Raw genomic sequence first — 18,520 nt, forward strand, 5'->3', positions numbered from 1 at the left:
TCCTTGTCTGAGTGGGGTGGCGGGGTTCAGAGCGTGACGCCGGACTTGAAGATCACGAGGTCGTGGACGTCGTTCTCCTCGTTGCGCGCCTCTTTGCCGTTGGCAACGGCGAGGATGCTGTCGATGAAGGACGGCAGCAGGCCGTCCACCGTGGCGGTGGCCTCGGCGATGGGGCCGGCGTTGAAGTCGATCCAGTGCCGCTTCTTCTCGGCCATGGCGGTGTTGGTGGCGATCTTCATGGTCGGCACCACGCCGCCCAGCGGCGTGCCGCGGCCGGTGGTGAACAGAACGATGTGGCAGCCGGCGGCGGCCAGGGCGGTCACCGCCACGCCGTCGTTGCCCGGCGCCTCCAGCAGGGTCAGGCCCGGCTTGCGGATGCGCTCGGCGTAGCGGATGACGTCGCGCACCGGGGAAAGGCCGGCCTTCTGGGTGCAGCCCAGCGACTTCTCCTCCAGCGTGCTGATGCCGCCGGCCTTGTTGCCGGGCGACGGGTTCTCGTAGATCGGCTGGTTGTGGTCGATGAAGTATTGCTTGAAGTCGTTGATCAGGGTGACGACCCCCTCGAACACCTCGCGGCTCTCGGCGCGCTCCATCAGCAGATGCTCGGCGCCGAACATTTCCGGCACCTCGGTCAGCACGGTGGCGCCGCCGATCCCGCACAGCCAGTCGGAGAGGGCGCCGAGCAGCGGGTTGGCGGTGATGCCGGAGAAGCCGTCTGAGCCGCCGCACTTCAGGCCGATGCGCAGGCGGTCGGCGCCGACCGGCTCGCGCTTGTCCTCGCGCATCACCGCGGCCAGCTCGGTCATCGCCTCCAGCGACGCTTCAAGCTCGTCCGACACCTCCTGGGTGGTCAGGTAACGCAAGCGGCGCGGGTCGGGATGCTCGAAGCCCTGGGTGAACAGGGCGCGGGTGTTGTTCTCGCAGCCCAGCCCCATCACCAGCACGCCGCCGGCGTTGGGGTGGATGGCGAAGTCGCGCAGGATGTTGCGGGTGTTGTCGAGATCCCCGCCGAGCTGCGAACAGCCGTAGGGATGCTCCAGCACCATGACGCGGGAGCCCTCGGGCAGCAGGCCCATCTTCTCGAAGCGCTTGGCCGCGTTCTTGGCGAGGCCGTTGACGCAGCCGACCAGCGGGATGATCCACAGGTCGTTGCGCACGCCGATCTCGCCGTTGGCGCGGACGAAGGCCTGGATGGTCGGCGCCTCCCGCCTGGCCGGCGCCGCGTCGGCGTTGGCGTTGGCCGCCGGGCCGGCGTAGGCGTAGTCCTGAACGCCGCCCAGCGCGGTCCCGATGTTGTGGGTGTGGATGTGCCGCCCCACCGGGATCGCCTCCTTCGCGAGGCCGATCACGCTGCCGTACTTGATGACCCGGTCGCCCGGCTGGTGCGCGGTCACGGCGAACTTGTGGCCCTGCGGCACCTCGTCGAGCAGGACGACGCCCAGACCGTCGATCGCGGTGCCCTGGGCCAGAGGCTCCAGGGCGACGGCGACGGTGTCGCTGGAATGGATCTTCAGGTACTTCGGCATGTCAGGCCCCTTGGGGGAGAAGCGTGGGAAGCGGGAGGGCGGCAGGAGGAGTTAGCGGGACAGGGGTCAGCGGGCCAGGACCAGCGAGAGTTCCGGCACGAAGGTGACGATCATCAGAGCCACGAACAGCGCCACGAAGAGCAGGGTGGACTGCTTCATGAAGTCGGAGATCTTCACCTTGGCGAGGTTGCAGACCAGAAGCATCACCGTGCCCACCGGCGGCGTCAGACAGCCGACCGCGAGGTTCACGATCACCACGATGCCGAAATGGATCGGGTCGATGCCGAGCTGGTGCACCGTCGGCATCAGCAGCGGGACCATGACGATGAGGATCGCGTTGCCCTCGATCAGCATGCCCAGGAACAGCAGGAGCAGGTTGAGGATGAGCAGGAAGACGTACTTGTTGTCGGTCAGCGCCGTGATGTAGGTGGCGAGCTGCTGCGCCGCCTGCTCCAGCGACAGGATCCAGGCCAGCGCCGAGCAGGCCATGATGACCAGCATCACCGACGAGGTCGCCTTGAAGGTGCCGACCAGGGCGTCCACCACATGGGCGACGCGCATCTCGCGGTAGATCACGAAGCCGATCACCAGGACGATCAGCACGGCCACCGCGCCGGCTTCGGTCGGGGTGAAGATGTTGGCGCGGATGCCGCCGATGATGGCGACCAGCAGGACCAGCACCGGCCAGGCGCCGACCAGCGCGCTGGTGGTCTCCGACCGGGTCGGCCAGCTCGTGCGGGACGGCGGGTAGCCGTTGCGCTTGGAGACGATGTAGGCGGCGACCATCAGCATGGCCGCCATGACGATGCCGGGCAGGATGCCGGCCATGAACATGGCGCCGATGGAGACGTCGGCGACGAGGCCGTAGATGATCAGCGCGATGCCCGGCGGGATGATCGGCGTCACCAGCGCGCCCGACGCCGTGACGGCGGCGGCGAAGGCGCGGTTGTAGCCCTTGCGCTCCATCTCCGGCACCAGCATGCGGGTCAGCATGGCGCTGTCGGCGAGGTTGGACGCGCTGACGCCGCCCAGCAGCGTGCTCAGCATGATGTTGGTCAGCGCCATGCCGCCGGTGAACTTGCCGACCAGCAGATCGGCCACGCGCAGCAGGCGCTTCGCCACGCCGGTGTGGTCCATCAGCGTGCCGAGCAGGATGAAGAAGGGAATCGCCAGGAGGGACAGGTTCTGCGAGGCGCCGATCAGCCGCTGCACCGCGATCTGGTCCGGAACCGGGCTGAAAAACACGAAATAGACAAGAACGGATGCGAAGATGGCAATGTAGAGCCGCATGTTCAAAGCGAACAGGCAAAGCATGATGAGAATAATGACGGGCCAGCTCATGGCGCGTTCCCCTTCGCGATCACCATGATATCGATGAAGCAGCGGCGCAGAAGATAAATGATGATGCCGGCCGCGCCGACCGGAACGGCCAGATCGATCCAGAACCAGGAGATCTGGAGGATTTCCGTCAGCTTGTACTGGGCGCTTTGGGCCAGCAGATAGCCGAGCCAGCCGGCATAGCCGAGAACCACGATCGACAGGGCCGAGACGGCCAGATCGACCGCCGCCCGGATGCGGGTGGGCAGCAGGTCCACGAACAGCGGGATGTCGAGATGCTGGCCGTCACGCTCGGCGACGATGGCGCCGATCATGATGATCCAGATCATCAGAAGCCCGGACATCTCCTCGCCCCAATGCAGCGGAGCGTCGAAGATGTAACGGGCGAACACCGCCGCAATGGTCATCACCACCAGAGCGGCCAGCGCGCCTCCCGCGACGACCGATGGCAGACGCCGGATCAACTCCATGGCATACTCCTCCAAACGATCCGGGCGGAGCGGCAGCCCCGCCCGGATGTGCTTTTTTTACTTGAGGTCCTTCTGGATCTGCTCGTACAGGCCGGCCGACCACTTCGGGAACTGGGTGTAGACGACCTTGGTGGCCTCGCGGAACGGCGCCGGGTCCGGCTGGATCACGGTGACGCCGGACGCCTTCATCTTCTCGATGAACTCGGCGTCCTGCTCGGCCGCCAGCTTCTGGCTGTAGAGGCCGGCCTCGTAGCCGGTCTCGTGGACCATCTTCACGACGTCCGCCGGCAGCTTGCTGAAGAAGGCTTCGCCGCCGACCCACACCGAGGTGTTGGTCAGATAGCCGACGAGGCTCAGATACTTGGCCTGCTCATGCAGCTTGGCGCCGTACAGCACGGAGATCGGGTTCTCCACGCCGTCGATCAGGCCGGTGGTCAGAGCCGGATAGACCTCGCCCAGCGGCATCGGCGTCGCGGTGGCGCCCATCGCCTCGATCGTCTTGATCTGCATCACGTTGTTCGGGACGCGGATCTTCATGCCTTTGAGGTCCTCGGGCGTGTTGATCGGCTTCTTGGCGAGGATGTGGCGCACGCCGTACAGGTAGTTGGACATGACGATGTGCACGCCCTTCTTGCGCAGCGCCTCGTCCTTCTTCTTGAACCAGTCGCTCTCGTAGATCTTGAAGAGCTTCTGGGGGTCGTCGGTCAGGTACGGGCCGAACAGAACGCCCAGGTCCGGATCGTAATCCTGCAGGAAGCCGACGTCGGACAGGGTGATGACGTTCATCCCCATCATCGCCTGTTCCATCACGTCCTTCTTGGCGCCGAGCTGGGAGCTGGGGAACAGCTTCAGGGTGACTTCGCCCTTGCTCTTCTCCTTCAGGAGGTCGGCCCAGTGATGCATCACCCGGTCGAGCGGCTCGCCCGGGTTGTTCTCGTAGGCGACCATGATCTCGGTCTTGGCCATGGCGCCGGACGCGGCACCGATCGACAGCACACACGCGGCAAGGGCAGACGCCAGAAAGCGCTTCATTATTTCCTCCATAGTGGATGCCGGAGAGCCGGTTTTTGGACGCGGCCCAGGGACGGGTCCCGCCGACGGGGCGGCACCCGGCGGCGGGACCGGCACGCCCCGCCGTGGCAGTTCTGATGACGGCGGCGCCTTGCGGTCGCCGCGGGGAGGGTCAGCGCTCGATCATCACCTTGACGGTGGTGTCACGCTCCTTGGCCCAATAGGGCAGGGCCTTGTCGGCCTCCTCGAAGGGGAAGACCTTGGAGATCAGGTCGTCGGGGGCGTGATCGAGCGTTTCGAGATAGCGGATGACGGCCTGGAAATCCTCGGAGGTCGCGTTGCGCGACCCCATGATGTCCAGCTCCTTCAGGTTGAAGAACTGCGTCTTGTAGGACACCGGCTCCTTGGCGTAGCCGATGTAGACGACGCGTCCGGCGAAGGACACGAGGTCGATGGCCTGGGTGAAGGTGGCGGGCAGGCCGACCGCCTCGATCACCACGTCGGCGCCGTCGCCGTTGGTCAGCTCCAGGACACGGGCGGACACGTCCTCCTTGGCGGCGTCGATGGTGTGGGCGGCGCCGTAGCGGCGGGCCAGACCGGTCTTCGCCTCGCCGATGTCGACGGCGATCACCGTGGCGCCGCGATGGACGGAACCGGCGATGGCGCCCATGCCGATCATGCCGCAGCCCAGCACCAGGACGGTGTCGGCCGCCTCGACGCGGCCGCGCGCGGCGGCGTGGAAGCCGACCGACAGCGGCTCGACCAGCGCCAGATGGCGCGGCGCCAGCGTGTCGTTCAGGATCAGCTTGCCGTAGGGCAGGACGATGCGCTCGGCCAGCCCGCCGTTCTGCTGCACGCCGAGCGTGCGGTTGCTGCGGCAGGCGTTGACCCGGCCCTTGCGGCAGGACGGGCAGGTGCCGCAGGCGGTGTAGGGAATGACGATGGCGCGCCGGCCCACGGTGTAGTCGGCCGGAACGCCCTCGCCGACCGCGGCGATCTCGCCGCCGATCTCGTGGCCGGGGATGCGCGGCAGGGAAACCAGCGGGTTCAGCCCCTTGAAGGTGCTGAGGTCGCTGCCGCACAGGGCGACGTGGCGGATGGCCAGCAGCACCTCGCCGGGGCCGGGGGTCGGCTCCGCCACCTCGTGGATCGCGCAGACGTCCACGCCTTCGATCATCAGTGCTTTCACAGGGGATGTCCTTTTTCTAGGAAGCGGGCGTGGTCAGGGCGTGGGCGCGGCCGACGGCTGCGCCTCCTGGTTGAACACGCTCTCGCTGAAATGGAAATGTGCGTTGCTGGCCGCGACGGCCTTCTCGACGGAGCGCTCGCGCAGCGCTGCGATGATCTGGCGATGATAATCGACCGTGGTCGGTCCGATCACCGCGTTGCTCTTGCCGATCTCCATGTAATAGATCATCGGCTGAGACATCGCCTGATACATCTTCTGCAACATGGAGTTGCGGGAGGCGGCGACGATGGCGGCGTGGAAGCGGAAGTCCACCTCCGCCGCCTCGCGCACCGTCAACTGGTGCTCCATGTCCTCGGCCAGACGGTCGAGCCCGTCGATCTCCGCGTCGGTGATGTGCCGGACCACTTCGGGCAGCACGCCGATCTCGATGATCCGGCGGAACTGCAAGACTTCCCGGCAGGTCTTGACGCTGCGGTCGAAGCACTGGTCGAGGATGCGGAACATCGCTTCGATGTCCGGCTTGCTGGCGCGCGGGCCGCGCTGCGTCTTCTCCACCAAGCCGTAGGCTTCGAGGAAGATGATGACTTCGCGGATGGTGTTGCGGCTGACGCCGAACCGTTCGGCCAGCAGGCGTTCGTTCGGAAGCAGATCGCCGGGCTGGTAACGCTCGGGGATCTCCTTGCGAAGCTCTTCGAAGATGGCCTTGACGGTTGAGACGCCGTTCATGATCGCGCCGCTGAAGTTTGGTCCAACAATTGGACAACTGATGGCGAACGATAGCACCGCCGCTCAGGGTGGAAAACGGCAAAAGGAGTCACAAAATGTCGAAAACAGCGCTGCTAACGCATGAAGAAAAAATTTTGCGCCGCATCATCGTGCGATACGGGTCCAACTCGCGCGTTTTCCCTTGAATGTCTGCAGTTTATCGCTGTGACAAAACCATAGGATGTGTCGAGGCGCGCTCCCGACCGCCGAGTGTGCCCGGCTGGTGCATCCCGCTTGCTTATCCCCTGGGAATGCGATAACAGGGCGCGGCGCGCATGATGGGTGCGCGGGCGGGCCGGAAACGGCCGGTCGGCGGCTTGGCCGCACCCCCTAGAAAGTTGTTGCAATCCGGCGCGGCGCCGCGTAACGTCCCGCTTAGGAAAGCAAGTTAATTCAATGGGTTGGGTGTCTGTACCCGGTCCGTTGGAATGATGAAGTCGCGGTCGTGGCGGAATTGGTAGACGCGCAGCGTTGAGGTCGCTGTGGCAGAAATGCTGTGGAAGTTCGAGTCTTCTCGACCGCACCATCCTTATCGTCGGCGCATCGCCGGACGACACTGAAAATCGGGGCCTTCTCAGGCCCCTTTTTCATGCCCGCAAGAAGCGGGGGCCACCCCTCATCGCCCCGTCATTCCTCAAGCGTCCAGTTTCCGGCGGTCCGGCAGGTGCGCAGCGGCGTTCCGGCGTCCCGGCCGGCGGGGGTGGTCACGACATGGGTCAGACCGAAGCACAGGCGCCCGCGGTCCTTCGGGTCGGCGATGCGGCCCGTCACGGTGATCACCCCGGACCGCAAGCGGTCTCCCGACATCCATTCCTGGCCGACCGCGGCCCGTTCCGTGCCCGACGCGGCGAGCGCGCCGAGGAAGGCCCCGGCGACCTGCGTCTGGTCGTCCTGGTTCATGCGCAGGCGGGTGGCGTTGCTCCAGCCCGGTCCGACCAGCAGTTCCGGAGTCCGCACATTGACGGCCACCCGGTCGGCGGCGATGGCCACCGCCAGATCCAGCGGGTCCTCGGGCGCCACGCCGGGCGGCGTGTCGATCAGCCCGGTCAGGCTGGCGAGCCCGGTCCGCGTGCCTTCCCCCATCTTGCCGTCGATGGCTCCGTCGTAGCGCCCCAGCCGGGCCAGCGCCCGCTGCGCCGCCATGATCCGCTCCTCCGGGGTCAGGACGCGCGGGGCGGGCATGGGCGCGCGGCCTTCGGTGATCGCCTCGACGTCGAGCCGGTGGTTGAGGCGGCTGAAGCCCGGCCCACCGTTCCACCAGGTCAGCAGGCCGAGATGGAGCACCGCCGCGGCGGACAGCAGGACGAGCGGCCAGGATCCCTGGTCCGGCGCGCGGACCGGCCCGCCGAAGGCCGCGCCCAGCGCCCCGCGCACCACCCCGCGCACCAGCATCCACAGGCCCAGACCGGCCATGAAGGGAAGCCCGATGTCCCAGCCCAGCCGCAGCGCCGCCGGGGCGGGCTGTTCGGGCGTGGCGCCGGTCAGCAGAGCCGGAGCGTCCACCCCCGCCACCAGCAGCAGGACCAGGGCGAGCAGCCCCGCCGCGGCGATCCAACTCCGCGTCACGGCGGTGCGGCTGGTCTCGGCGAAGCGCTCCGCCAGGACGGCGGCGATGTCCATCACGAAGGCGGGGCTGACGCAGCCCTCATGGTCAGCCACGATCGCCGCGGCGTCCGGCTCCCGGCCGTCGAGCACCGCCTCGGCGACGGAGCGGGTCAGGCGGTAGGCGCCGGCCAGGGCGAAGGCGTCGGCGGGCGGCAACGCCGCGATGCGCGCCAGCACCGGGGCCAGCACGGTGTCCAGGAATGGCGGAAGGGGGGCCGAGTCGCCGTCCGACCCGACGGTTTCCACCTCGAACGGCACGCCGTCGCACTCCCAGGACAGCGCGACCACCGTCAGCGTGCCGCTGCGCTGGTAGAGAAGCTGTGTGCCGGAATGGCGCACCGTGGCGGGCGTGGGGTTGGCGAGCGCCGCGAAACCGGCGAATCCGGCCTCCTCAAGCGCCATCCGCACCGCCGCCGGGGCATCCGGCGGGGCGGTCAGGCTGGTGGAGGGGTGGGCGGTCAGGCGGGGATGATGGATGTGGGTGAACTGCCCGACCCCGCCGCAGGTCTCGCAGGCGACCACCCCCTCGCCCGTGCAGACCGGGCAGCGGTGCTGGCCGCGCCCGCCGCACTCCGGGCAATCCGGTGTCTCGGCGGTTGCGCTGTGGGTGCAGCGGATCTTGCCGCCGCGACAACCGTCGCCGCCGCAGGCCCGCACCCCTCCGCCGTTGCAGCCGGTGCAGACCTCGTGCAGGTAGTAGGGGCCGCGCAGCGAGGGCAGGGGCGGCAGCGGCTCCTCCGCCGCGGCCATCGCCTCGCTGGAGACGGCCCACCGCTCGTCGAGGGGGCCGAGCAGCGTGGCGAAGCGGTGGGCCGTCTCCAGCGAGGCCGCCTCGGCGTCCAGATCGCGGGCCAGCGTCGCGTTCAGTTCGGCGGCGTTGCGGCAATAGATGGCGAATCGCACCATCTCGGCGCCCAGCCGGACCTCCACCTCCGTCGCCCAGTCGATGCTCAGGGTCAGGTGGGCGCCGACCATCACCTCGCGCTGCTGGGCTTGGCGAAGCGTCACGCCTTCCGGTGCCGGGACGTTGCCGGAGGCCGCCCGGCGCAGCCGCCGGATCAGGGCGGTCTGCGGAACCGTGGCTGGTGGAACAGCGGCGGGCGGAACGGTGGCAGGCGGAACGGTGGCAGGCGGAACGGACGGGGTGGAGCCGGGCCGCTGCGGATCGTCGGTGCGCCGATGATTCGGCCCCAGATCGGTGGGGCCGAGATCGTTCCGGTCGAAATCGAGGCTGTCGGGCATGGGGCGTGCGTGTCCGCGAACAGGGGCGCCGGCACAGGAAGAGGCCGCGGACGCCGGAACGGAAGGTCAGGCGGCGACGTCCGGCGCGGGTCCGCCACCGGTCGGCGTCCGTTCGTCGGATTCACGGTCGCCGAAATCCTCCTCCTCGGCCGCGTCGCCGGAGGCGGGCTCCGACGTGAGGCTGTCCGGCGCGGGGGCGTGGCGGACCCAGCGGCGGCCCTCCATGGCGAATCCGTGATCGCGGAACCACAGCCGCTCCGCCTCGTCGGCGGCGCGGAACAGCACCAGGGTCCAGCCGTCGCTGTCCTGCGTCCCGTCGCCGCCGTCGTCGGGCATCGCGTAGGGCTGGAGCGAATAGGGGAAGTCGTCGCGGGTCACTGCATGCCCCCCTCAGTGGAGCCGCCGGAGCCCGATGGCCGCGCCGGGGAGGACGGGGGTTCGGACCCATCCCCCTCGATCGGTTCCAGGTCGCTTGCGGCGGCGTATTTGATGAGACGGCCGTCGGCCAGACGGATGTCGTAGGTCGGCTCACCGGCAAGGGTTCGTGCGACGACGAGGGCCTCCTGGCCCGCAAACCTCACCCGTGTTCCCAACCGCAGCATTCCGCCCCCTGACTGTGTCTTGCCCGACGGTGTCTTTATCGTCGTCGCAGGCTAAGGATTCGGCCGGGGGTGTGCTGTGTCAAAAACCGGACGCCAAAGGAGCAGGGCTGTGCTTGCGGGGTTCTCCCCTTGCGGGGCTTGGTGCTCCGGGCCCTTTGCGCTGTTGATGATGCAAAAGGACAGGTGTGGTGCAACGATGGAGGTGTTCATGCCCGCCCAGCAGGACAACGGCAACCGGAAGCCGTCCGTCATCGATCTGGTCACCGATCCCGAGAAGTTCGATCAATGGCAGCGCCAGCGGGAACGCGACGAGGCGTCGGACGGGGGGGATGGCCGGGAACCTGACCGGAATGGGGGCCGGGATGAGGGCCGGGATAGGGATCGCGGCGGGGAGCCGGACCGCGGCCGGTCGGACACCCCCAGCGGTCGCGACTGACCGTTGGGCCGGGCGTCGGGCCGAGCGTTGGGCTGGGCGTCAGGAGAGCGGCCCCGCGTCGGTCGGGCGGTTACTCGGCGGCCTCGCGGGAGGGCTGCGCCTCCGTCGGAATGCCCAGCGGAGCGCCGCAGTGGAACTGCATCAGCCGGCGCTCGACCCGGATCAGGTAGGCGCGCGCGTCCAGCCCCACGGGGCCGCGGCTGTGTTCGCGGACGAGCCTGATCGCGCGACAGGCATGACCGCATTCCGGTGTGGCAAACTGGCACAAGGGGGTCGTCCGCCTCAGGGGTGTCGGTCCCAAAGTCTTACCCCTTTCGATAGGGTTCGTCGAGCTTCGGTTGCGACTCGAATTCAATGTCACAACGCAGCGTTCGCTCGGCACGCCGGTTGGGCACGAGGCGGTAGCATACAATAGTATGTATCGCTGAATTCGATGGTCCCGCCATGGCCGTCCGAGCCATGGTTGCGGGGGGTCAGTCCGACCCCGTGCCGCTCTCGGCCTGCGCGCCGGGCTGCGCGTCTTCCAGAGCCGCGAGATACTCCAGAAGCCGCTCCAGCGTCTCGGTCGGCATCCCGACGGAGGGGACGTCGTTGCGCTTGGCGGCCTTCAGCGCGGTGCGGAGCAAGGTGCGGTCGATGTCGGTCAAACCGGCCATGATTGTGACGTGCGTGTGAAGCGACGATGCGCAACCTGTATCATCAAGACACGCAACCACGCCATGCCCAATCCGAAGGCAGGTGCATGAAACGGTAACCCCGGACCGGGGGGCTCCGACCGCTAGGCGCGGATTTCCGCAGCCGCACCGCTCTGTCACATCCTGGTGACACGCTGTGCCATACTTTTGCCGCGACACCGAAGAGTATAGGTATCCCTTTTCCCGGGTCGCCGGGGCCGCAGCCTTTCGCCAACACGAGATTTCGAACGGTGATGCAGACTCCTTCCGCTTTCCGCCGCCGGATCGGCCGGCTCCTGGCAGCCCTGATGCTGTGTGGAACGCTGGCGGCGGGCGCCGTCGCTCCATCGGCCCTGGCCCAGTCCGCCGCCCCGGCGGCGGAGGCCGCGGCGGACTTCAAGACCAGGCTGCCGCAATGGCAGAACGCCCTGGAGCGGGCGGCCAACCGCATCGCCGGCGGCGATCTGGCGAACACCGAGTACGAGACCCTGCGCGCCGATCTGGCGAAGATCCAGCACGAGGTTCGGGAGGCCGGCGCGGCGGCCGCCGCGGCCCGCGACACCGCCCAGCGCATGCTGGACGCGCTGGGCCCGCCGCCGGCCCAGGGCGCTCCGCCGGAGGAGGCCGGGATCGCCGCGGAGCGAAAGCGCCTGACCCAGACCATCGGCGAGGCGGAGGGGCGGACCAAGCAGACCGAGCTGATCGTCACCCGCGCCGACATCCTGCTGCGCACCGCCGCCGACCAGCGCATGACCCAGCTCACCGAGCAGATCGTCCGGCGTGGGCCGGTGCCTCTGCTGCCCGCCACCTGGGCCGCCCTGCCCGAGCAGACGGCCTATGTGCAGGAGCGCATGGCGCGGGCCTTCGGCATCGTGATGGGCGACGACGAGTGGCGCGGCCGCCTGTACGGCCTCGGCGCGCTGGCCGCCATCCTGTTCCTGGTCGCCTGGCCGGTGCGCCGGGTGCTGCTGCGCCGCTACGGCCACCGCGACCTGGAGGAGCGGCCGAGCTACCGCCAGCGTGTGGTGGCGATGGCGGTGGAGGCGCTGGCCCGCTGCCTGGTGCCGCTGGTGCCGACGCTGGTGCTGAGCGGCGCCCTGGTCGGGCTGCTGCGCGACGCCGCCGACGCCGGTCCGCTGACCGCCGTGGTGGTCGGGGTGTCGGGGGGCTTGACCGCCTATTTCCTGGTCACCGGCGTCGCCCGCGCCACCCTTGCGCCCGACCATCCGTCCTGGCAGCTCGCCAACCTCGACCCGGCGAGCGCGCGGCGTCTGGTCCGCCGCGTCCCGCTCGTCATGATCGGGCTGGCGCTGGCCGGCACCGGCATCGCCCTGTCGGAGGGCATGTTCACCCCGCCGGAGCTGCGCTCGATCACCGGCTTCGGCACCATGGCGCTGATCGCCGTGTCGCTGCTGTTCCTCTACCCCGACCATCTCTGGCTCGCCGCCCCGCCGCCGGAGGCGGAGGAGACCGACGATTGCGGATGCCCGGAGCCGACGCCGGCCGCCGGACTGGACGTCACGCTGCCGTCGCCGGCGTCCGCGCCCGCCGAGGCGGCGGCCGAAGACGCGCCGCCCGTCCGTCCGCGGGTCGTCGGGCTGCGTCTGCGGCTGCTGATCGGCGCGGTGGCGCTCGCCTCGCTGGTCGCCTCGGGCGCCGGCTATCTGGTGGGCGCGATCTACGCCTCGAAGCTGATGCTGACCACGCTGATCATCGGCGGCGTCCTGCTGGTGGCGCGTGGCGTCCTGCGCGAGCTGCTGTGCGTCCTGCTGGAGCGCGGCAGCGGACAGGTGGCCGAGGTGCGCGACATCGTCATCGCCACCGACCGCGGCCGGCGGATGCTGGGGCAGGCCGGGCGCACGGTGATCGACGGGCTGCTGCTGACCGTGGCGGCCTTCTTCCTGCTGCCGCTGACCGGCATGACCCTGTCGGAGATGAAGGGGCTGGCCGACGGCTTCCTCAGCGGCGTCACGGTCGGCGGCGTGCGCATCGCGCCGGGCGACATCATGTCGGCGCTGATGGTGCTTGGCGTCGTCGTCGCGGTGACCCGCTTCATCCAGCGCCAGCTCGACGAGCGCATCCTCGGCCGCGTCAACATGGACGACGGCGTGCGCAACTCCATCCGCATGGGCGTGGGCTATCTCGGCACCACCATGGCGGTGCTGATGTCGGTCGGTACGCTGGGGCTCGACCTGTCCAGCCTGGCCATGATCGCGTCGGCCCTGTCGGTCGGTATCGGCTTCGGCCTGCAGAACGTCGTCAGCAACTTCATCTCCGGCCTGATCATGCTGGTGGAGCGGCCGGTGAAGGTGGGCGACTGGGTGGTCGTCAACGGGCTGGAGGGCACCGTGCGCCGCATCAGCGTCCGCGCGACCGAGATCCAGACCTTCCAGCGCGCCTCGGTCATCATTCCGAACTCGGAATTCATCTCCAAGTCGGTGGTCAACTGGACGCTGAAGGACAAGACCACCCGCATCGAGATCAAGGTCCGCATCACCTACGACACCGACGCCCGGCAGGTCTACGCGATGCTGCTGAGGATCGGCTACGGCCACGCCCAGGTGCTGCGCAACCCGGAGCCGGTGGTGATGTTCCGCGACTTCGGGCCAAGCGGGCCGGAGTTCGAGCTGCGCTGTTTCGTCGCCAACACCGAGCACATCATCCCGGTGCGCAACGAGCTGCGCATGCGCATCCTGGAGCAGTTCCGCGAGCAGGGCATCCAGATGCCCTTCGACCAGCAGACCGTCCACATGCCGAAGGTCGAGGCGATGCTGGAGGTCCTTCTGGCCGAGCGCCGCGCCCAGGCCGGCGGCGCGCCGGAGCTTCAGGTGGTCGCCGACGGCGGCAAGGTCGTCCCGCTGGCCGACACGCTCAGCGACCGCGGGCCGCGCACCGCGACCTGACGCTCAGGGCTGCGGCTCCGCCGGCTTGCGGCGCCGCAGGGAGGTCACCTTGGGCGGGGCCGCGGCGGACTCGGGCAGGGGCTGCCAGCCGGCGATGGCGCGCACGCAGCGCAGCGCCTCCGGGTTGTTGGCGAAGACCGGAAACAGCCGGCGCAGCTCCACCACGGCGGACCATTCTCCACGCTCGTGGAAGGCTTGGCGGATCGTTTCGGCTTCGCTTTCGCTGACGGTGAACATGGCGCCAGAGTGCTCCGCGGACCGGTGGCGCGCAAGTCGTCTCGGCGCCGGAAGCAGCCCTTTGCCGTGGCCCCGATGCGCTGTCAAGGAAAGTTGTTCACAGGCGAACACATCCTTCGCTTGACTCCGGTTGCGGGGCGGGGCAGCCCACGGACCAAGGCCGGAACGGCGGGTCGGGCGCGAAAACTCCTTGATCGGCGCGGTTTTCTAATGTGAGCAAAAAATAGGCATTTCTGCCGGACCCCTTGAGGGGCCGCTCCTCCCTTCGGTTACCCCTCGATTCGCCAACAGAGTTATCCACAGAATCTGGGGATATCCGAAATATTGACATATCAGTCGAGCCGGTCAGTCGGGCTGGCCCTCTCAGGCCGGGCGGCGGATCAGCCGCACCGCCCCAACGCCCAGCAGCATGGTCAGCGCGCCGCCGAACAGGAACAGGGCGGGCAGCCCGACCTGATGGGCGACCGCCCCGTAGACCACCGGCCCGATCCCCTGCCCCAGGAAGAAGGAGGAGGCGAAGAGGGCGAGCGCCGACCCGCGCGCCGTCGCCGACAGCTCCGTCGCCTGGGTCTGCATGGTGTTGTGCAGCATGTAGAAGCCGAATCCGGCGACCAGGAACAGCAGGGACACCACCGGCCAGGGCACGGGGGCGAGCATCGCCAGATAGGCCCCGCCGGCCACGAGGCCGCCGGCCCCCATCATCCCCCATTGGCCGAGCGTGCCGAGCAGGCGCCGCACGATGAAACTGTAGACGACCCCGCCGATGGCGAAGGCGGCGAGCGTCACCCCGGCCTCGAACGCACCCTCCGCCCCGTGGCGGGCCAGCATGGGGGCGACGAAGGGGAAGACGCCGAAGATCAGCAGCCCTTCCGCCGCCACCGTCGCGAAGACCCAGACCGACACCGGATTCGCCAGGACGGAGGCGTAGCGCGCCCGGGCATCCGCGATGGACAGGCGGTGCCGCTCCTCGCGCTCGCCCTTCAGGAGCAGGGCGGCGGTCAGCGCGATCAGGCCGGTCACCAGCGCGGCCAGGGCGAAGACGGTGCGCCAGCCCGCCACCTCCGACAGGGCGCCGGCCACGGCGGAGCCGGACATCTGGCCGAGGATGACCGCCAGCAGGAAGCGGCTGATGGCGAACTGCCGCTCGGTGTAGACGACCCGGTCGCCGATCAGCGCCATGGAGGCCGGGATGATCCCCCCGGCGAAGGCGCCGGCGAGCATCCGCGAGCCCAGAACGCTGTAATAGCCGGGGGTCACCGCCGACAGCGCCACGCCGATGGTCAGCACGACCAGCGACAGGCGGATCAGCCGCGTCTTGCCGATGGCGTCGCCGACCGGCCCGAGGATGAGCTGCATCGCCGCGTAGGGCAGCGTGTAGGCGGAGGAGAGCAGGGCCGCCTCGGCCACGCCGATGCCGAGATCCGACGCGATGACGGTCAGCATCGGGTCGGTGGTGCGCAGCGAAAAGGCACTCGCGAAACCGGCGAGGCCGAGCATCAGGATGAGAAGGCGCATGGGTGGCGTCGGCCGGTCTATGGTCTGGGGCTGGCGGGGGGGACAACCCTAAAGCAGGTGCGGCCGTCCGTCGCACGGCAAGATGGCCATGGCACCCATGCGCGTGCATGATCCGACGCGCCTCGACCGCCGTATAGAGCAGGGCCCTACCGACCAGCGCCGCCGACCGGGAGACCGTCATGCCAACGATCCGCCACGCCGCCCAACGTGCCAGCCAATTCACCGCCCGATACGCCGCCCGATGCGCCGCCGGGATTTTGTCCACCGTCCTGATGCTGTCCGCACCCGGTGCGGCGGTGGCGGCCGATGCGCTCGACTGGGCGTCGCTGCCCCTGCCGGCCATCGACGGCGGCACGCTCGCCCCCGATGCCTTCCGGGGCAAGGCGGTGCTGCTGGTCAACACGGCGTCGCAATGCGGCTACACCGGCCAGTATGAGGGGCTGCAAAAGCTCTGGGCCGGGCGGCGCGACCGCGGGCTGGTCGTGCTCGGTGTGCCGAGCAACGATTTCGGAGGGCAGGAGCCCGGCAGCAACGCCCAGGTCGCGTCCTTCTGCGAACTCAACTACGGCGTCGATTTTCCCCTGATGGAGAAGCAGACCGTCACCGGACCGCAGGCCCATCCGCTCTACCGCTGGGCGGCGGCGGTTACCGGGCCGCAGGGCGTGCCGCGCTGGAACTTCCACAAGATCCTGATCGGCCGCGACGGGCGGTTGGTGGAGTGGTTCGGCAGCTCGGTCACGCCGGAGTCCGCCACCCTGACGGCGGCCGTGGACAAGGCGCTGGCCCAGCCCTCTGCGAAGCCATAAGCGCATGGACGCGCTGTCCTTCGAGGACCGCCGGACCTCGGTCGTCCGGCTGCTGTCCTACGGTGGCCTGATCCCCTTCGTCGGCGGCGCCGCGCTCATCCCGCTCGCTGCGTGACCGGTTCCCGGTGGGGCACCAGGGCCGCCGCTCTCAGCAGAACCTCCGGCCCGGCGCCGGGAAGATGGGCGTTCTCGCTGATGTGGCGGCGCCACGCGCGGGCGCCGGGCAGCCCCTGGAACAGCCCCAGCATGTGCCGGGTGATCGCCGACAGCGGCGTCCCCTGGCGCATCCGCTCCTCGGCGTAGGCCGCCATGGCCTCGACCACCGCGTAGCGGTCGGGACCGGGCTCCCCGCCGAACAGGCGACGGTCGGCATCGGCCAGGATGTGGGGCGTCTCGTAGGCGGCGCGCCCGATCATCACGCTGTCCAGCGTGGCGAGATGCCCTTCCGCCTCGTCCAGGGTGCGGATGCCGCCGTTGATGGCGATGGTGAGCTGCGGGTTCTCCTGCTTCAGCCGGTGCACGAGGTCGTAGCGCAGCGGCGGGATGTCCCGGTTTTCCTTGGGGCTGAGGCCCTTCAGCCACGCCTTGCGGGCGTGCACGATGAAGTGGGTGCAGCCGGCCGCGGACACGGTGCGGACGAACTGGTCCAGCGTCGGCCATTCCTCCATCTCGTCGATGGCGATGCGTGACTTCACGGTGACGGGGATCGACACCGCCTCGCGCATGGCGCCGACCAGCCGGGCGACCAGATCGGGCTCGGCCATCAGGCAGGCGCCGAAGCGGCCCGACTGCACGCGGTCGCTCGGGCAGCCGACGTTCAGGTTGACCTCGTCATAGCCCCACTCCTCGGCGATGCGGGCGCAGGCGGCCAGCTCCGCCGGGTCCGACCCGCCGAGCTGGAGCGCCACCGGATGCTCCGCCGCGTCGTAGCCGAGCAGCCGCTCGCGGTCGCCGTGCAGCACGGCGCCGGTGGTCACCATCTCGGTGTAGAGCAGCGTGTTCTTCGAGAGCAGGCGATGGAAGGTCCGGCAATGGCGGTCCGTTAGCTCCATCATCGGGGCGACGCTGAGGGCAATGGCGGGCATGGGCAGGAACTGTCTGTGAATCGGGAACGGCGGCGCACCAATTGGACCAAGCCGGCCCGGATGGCAAGGGGGGAGGAGGTTTTGTCGCCTTGGATTACCAGCCCTCTCCCCGGAGGGAAGAGGGGATAAAATCACGCCCGCTGGCGCCCGCGGGCGGGCTTGCCGTGGGAGGAGCGGGTGCCGGACAGCACGGCCTTCACCTTCGCCAGATGGTGGCGCGCCTCGGCGCCGAGCTTCAGCGCGACGCCGGTGGACAGCACGTCGATGATCGCCAGATGGACGAGGCGGGAGGCCATCGGCGTGTAGATCTCCGCGTCCTCGACCGGGGTGTGGCCGATGGCGACCGACGACACCGCGGCCAGCGGCGAGCCCGGCGCGGTGATCGCGATGACCGGGATGCCCAGGTCGCGGGCCATCTGCGCCAGATCCGTCACCATGATCGTGCGCCCGGTGTTGGAGATCGCCAGCAGGACGCCGCGCGCCCCCAGGTTGACCGCCAGCATGCGGACCATCATCGGGTCGGCGCTGGCCTGCGCCGCCATGCCGAAGCGCATGAACTTGTGCGCCGCGTCCTCCGCCACCACCGCCGAGGCGCCGGTGCCGATGCACAGGATGCTGGAGGCATCGGCCAGCAGTTCCACGGCGCGGGAAACCGCGGCCATGTCCAGCGCGCCGGCCGCGTCGTTCAGGGCGGCGGCGGCGGATGAAAAGATTTTTCGCGCGACGGTCGGAGTCTCGTCGTCGGGCGCCACGTCCTGGCTGACGAAGGGGGTGCCGCGGGCCTGCCCCTCGGCCAGCCGCAGCTTGAAATCGGGGAAACCGGCGCAGCCGATGCTGCGGCAGAAGCGGACGACGGTCGCCTCGCTGACCCCGGCGGCCTGGGCCAGCACGGTGATGCTCTGCCCGAGCACCTTCTGCGGCTCGACCAGCACCATCTCGGCGACCTGGGCCTCGGAACGCTTCAGCTCCGGCAGACGGCCGCGGATGTGATCGAGGATGTTCACCGGCTGGAGCATCGAAACGGACCGTCCATCCCTGAAAGCGTTCTTGGGTCCCGGCCTTCTCGGCTCCGGGCGTCGTTGGGCGGCGGGACCGTACCACCGCCGCCGCGAGCGG

General features: G+C 69.1%; 18 protein-coding genes and 1 tRNA gene. 5 read left to right on the forward strand and 14 right to left on the reverse strand.

The features are described from left to right. Window positions 1-26: 26 nt before the first annotated feature. The 6 genes from DXK32_RS08235 to DXK32_RS08260 all read right to left on the reverse strand — a co-directional run bounded on the left by DXK32_RS08235 (window position 27) and on the right by DXK32_RS08260 (window position 6,260). Entirely contained in the window at window positions 27-1,526 is a 1,500-nt protein-coding gene (locus DXK32_RS08235; RefSeq protein ID WP_114858064.1) for a UxaA family hydrolase, read from the reverse strand. 66 nt (window positions 1,527-1,592) lie between these two features. After that, the gene (locus tag DXK32_RS08240; RefSeq protein ID WP_114858065.1) at window positions 1,593-2,867 is read right to left on the reverse strand and encodes a TRAP transporter large permease; all 1,275 of its coding nucleotides are present in this window, start codon (window positions 2,865-2,867) and stop codon (window positions 1,593-1,595) included. Further along, window positions 2,864-3,334 (reverse strand): TRAP transporter small permease, encoded by a 471-nt coding sequence (locus tag DXK32_RS08245; protein ID WP_114858066.1) that lies wholly within the window; start codon window positions 3,332-3,334, stop codon window positions 2,864-2,866. Before DXK32_RS08245 ends, DXK32_RS08240 begins: the two co-directional genes overlap by 4 nt. A gap of 57 nt (window positions 3,335-3,391) precedes the next feature. Beyond that, complete coding sequence (locus DXK32_RS08250; RefSeq protein ID WP_035677013.1) at window positions 3,392-4,366, reverse strand: C4-dicarboxylate TRAP transporter substrate-binding protein; 975 nt, start codon at window positions 4,364-4,366, stop codon at window positions 3,392-3,394. A gap of 151 nt (window positions 4,367-4,517) precedes the next feature. Then, a complete protein-coding gene (locus DXK32_RS08255; protein WP_247877037.1) occupies window positions 4,518-5,534 on the reverse strand; it encodes a zinc-binding alcohol dehydrogenase family protein in 1,017 nt (338 codons plus the stop codon). Window positions 5,535-5,567: 33 nt separating this feature from the next. Continuing rightward, complete coding sequence (locus tag DXK32_RS08260) at window positions 5,568-6,260, reverse strand: FadR/GntR family transcriptional regulator (protein WP_114858068.1); 693 nt, start codon at window positions 6,258-6,260, stop codon at window positions 5,568-5,570. On the opposite strand from DXK32_RS08260, the gene DXK32_RS33425 reads away from it, so the two are divergent. Both DXK32_RS33425 and DXK32_RS08265 read left to right on the forward strand, forming a co-directional pair. Continuing rightward, window positions 6,259-6,384, forward strand: coding sequence for a hypothetical protein (locus DXK32_RS33425; RefSeq protein ID WP_282184574.1), 126 nt, complete (start codon window positions 6,259-6,261; stop codon window positions 6,382-6,384). The genes DXK32_RS08260 and DXK32_RS33425 overlap by 2 nt on opposite strands. Window positions 6,385-6,738: 354 nt before the next feature. After that, window positions 6,739-6,825 (forward strand) — tRNA-Leu (locus tag DXK32_RS08265). Window positions 6,826-6,926: 101 nt separating this feature from the next. Here the strand turns inward: DXK32_RS08265 and DXK32_RS32995 are convergent. The 3 genes from DXK32_RS32995 to DXK32_RS08285 form a co-directional block, all read right to left on the reverse strand. Then, a complete protein-coding gene (locus DXK32_RS32995; protein WP_247877038.1) occupies window positions 6,927-9,146 on the reverse strand; it encodes a hypothetical protein in 2,220 nt (739 codons plus the stop codon). Window positions 9,147-9,212: 66 nt separating this feature from the next. Then, entirely contained in the window at window positions 9,213-9,524 is a 312-nt protein-coding gene (locus DXK32_RS08280; RefSeq protein WP_114858069.1) for a hypothetical protein, read from the reverse strand. Further along, complete coding sequence (locus DXK32_RS08285) at window positions 9,521-9,727, reverse strand: hypothetical protein (protein WP_247877039.1); 207 nt, start codon at window positions 9,725-9,727, stop codon at window positions 9,521-9,523. Before DXK32_RS08285 ends, DXK32_RS08280 begins: the two co-directional genes overlap by 4 nt. A 229-nt stretch (window positions 9,728-9,956) precedes the next feature. Here DXK32_RS08285 and DXK32_RS08290 point away from each other — a divergent pair, with 229 nt between their 5' ends. Continuing rightward, window positions 9,957-10,184, forward strand: coding sequence for a hypothetical protein (locus DXK32_RS08290; RefSeq protein WP_247877040.1), 228 nt, complete (start codon window positions 9,957-9,959; stop codon window positions 10,182-10,184). 473 nt (window positions 10,185-10,657) lie between these two features. On the opposite strand, the gene DXK32_RS08295 is transcribed toward DXK32_RS08290, so the two are convergent. After that, window positions 10,658-10,840 (reverse strand): hypothetical protein, encoded by a 183-nt coding sequence (locus DXK32_RS08295; protein ID WP_114858071.1) that lies wholly within the window; start codon window positions 10,838-10,840, stop codon window positions 10,658-10,660. A 272-nt stretch (window positions 10,841-11,112) separates the two neighbouring features. Here DXK32_RS08295 and DXK32_RS08300 point away from each other — a divergent pair, with 272 nt between their 5' ends. Next, window positions 11,113-13,761 (forward strand): DUF3772 domain-containing protein, encoded by a 2,649-nt coding sequence (locus DXK32_RS08300; RefSeq protein ID WP_247877041.1) that lies wholly within the window; start codon window positions 11,113-11,115, stop codon window positions 13,759-13,761. A gap of 3 nt (window positions 13,762-13,764) precedes the next feature. Here the strand turns inward: DXK32_RS08300 and DXK32_RS08305 are convergent, their stop codons facing one another. Together DXK32_RS08305 and DXK32_RS08310 are read right to left on the reverse strand one after the other, a co-directional pair. Next, a complete protein-coding gene (locus tag DXK32_RS08305; RefSeq protein WP_114858072.1) occupies window positions 13,765-13,998 on the reverse strand; it encodes a hypothetical protein in 234 nt (77 codons plus the stop codon). A 363-nt stretch (window positions 13,999-14,361) separates the two neighbouring features. Next, entirely contained in the window at window positions 14,362-15,513 is a 1,152-nt protein-coding gene (locus DXK32_RS08310; protein WP_114858073.1) for an MFS transporter, read from the reverse strand. Between the two features lie 179 nt (window positions 15,514-15,692). Between DXK32_RS08310 and DXK32_RS08315 the strand changes: the two genes are divergently transcribed. Next, complete coding sequence (locus DXK32_RS08315; RefSeq protein WP_114858074.1) at window positions 15,693-16,319, forward strand: glutathione peroxidase; 627 nt, start codon at window positions 15,693-15,695, stop codon at window positions 16,317-16,319. A gap of 95 nt (window positions 16,320-16,414) precedes the next feature. Here DXK32_RS08315 and dusA read toward each other — a convergent pair whose 3' ends face one another. Both dusA and hexR read right to left on the reverse strand, forming a co-directional pair. Further along, complete coding sequence (dusA, locus tag DXK32_RS08325) at window positions 16,415-17,404, reverse strand: tRNA dihydrouridine(20/20a) synthase DusA (protein ID WP_114858075.1); 990 nt, start codon at window positions 17,402-17,404, stop codon at window positions 16,415-16,417. Between the two features lie 131 nt (window positions 17,405-17,535). Beyond that, entirely contained in the window at window positions 17,536-18,420 is an 885-nt protein-coding gene (hexR, locus tag DXK32_RS08330; RefSeq protein WP_114858076.1) for a transcriptional regulator HexR, read from the reverse strand. Between the last annotated feature and the right edge of the window lie 100 nt (window positions 18,421-18,520).

This window comes from Azospirillum brasilense (assembly GCF_003349955.1).
GTDB lineage: Bacteria > Pseudomonadota > Alphaproteobacteria > Azospirillales > Azospirillaceae > Azospirillum > Azospirillum brasilense_B.

Bases quoted from the DNA above. Each gene is read 5' to 3' on its own strand.
- DXK32_RS08235 (WP_114858064.1), bottom strand. From the start codon at position 1,526: ATGCCGAAGTACCTGAAGATCCATTCCAGCGACACCGTCGCCGTCGCC.
- DXK32_RS08240 (WP_114858065.1), bottom strand. From the start codon at position 2,867: ATGAGCTGGCCCGTCATTATTCTCATCATGCTTTGCCTGTTCGCTTTG.
- DXK32_RS08245 (WP_114858066.1), bottom strand. From the start codon at position 3,334: ATGGAGTTGATCCGGCGTCTGCCATCGGTCGTCGCGGGAGGCGCGCTG.
- DXK32_RS08250 (WP_035677013.1), bottom strand. From the start codon at position 4,366: ATGAAGCGCTTTCTGGCGTCTGCCCTTGCCGCGTGTGTGCTGTCGATC.
- DXK32_RS33425 (WP_282184574.1), top strand. From the start codon at position 6,259: ATGATCGCGCCGCTGAAGTTTGGTCCAACAATTGGACAACTGATGGCG.
- DXK32_RS08260 (WP_114858068.1), bottom strand. From the start codon at position 6,260: ATGAACGGCGTCTCAACCGTCAAGGCCATCTTCGAAGAGCTTCGCAAG.
- DXK32_RS32995 (WP_247877038.1), bottom strand. From the start codon at position 9,146: ATGCCCGACAGCCTCGATTTCGACCGGAACGATCTCGGCCCCACCGAT.
- DXK32_RS08290 (WP_247877040.1), top strand. From the start codon at position 9,957: ATGCCCGCCCAGCAGGACAACGGCAACCGGAAGCCGTCCGTCATCGAT.
- DXK32_RS08295 (WP_114858071.1), bottom strand. From the start codon at position 10,840: ATGGCCGGTTTGACCGACATCGACCGCACCTTGCTCCGCACCGCGCTG.
- DXK32_RS08300 (WP_247877041.1), top strand. From the start codon at position 11,113: ATGCAGACTCCTTCCGCTTTCCGCCGCCGGATCGGCCGGCTCCTGGCA.
- DXK32_RS08305 (WP_114858072.1), bottom strand. From the start codon at position 13,998: ATGTTCACCGTCAGCGAAAGCGAAGCCGAAACGATCCGCCAAGCCTTC.
- DXK32_RS08310 (WP_114858073.1), bottom strand. From the start codon at position 15,513: ATGCGCCTTCTCATCCTGATGCTCGGCCTCGCCGGTTTCGCGAGTGCC.
- DXK32_RS08315 (WP_114858074.1), top strand. From the start codon at position 15,693: ATGCCAACGATCCGCCACGCCGCCCAACGTGCCAGCCAATTCACCGCC.
- dusA (WP_114858075.1), bottom strand. From the start codon at position 17,404: ATGCCCGCCATTGCCCTCAGCGTCGCCCCGATGATGGAGCTAACGGAC.
- hexR (WP_114858076.1), bottom strand. From the start codon at position 18,420: ATGCTCCAGCCGGTGAACATCCTCGATCACATCCGCGGCCGTCTGCCG.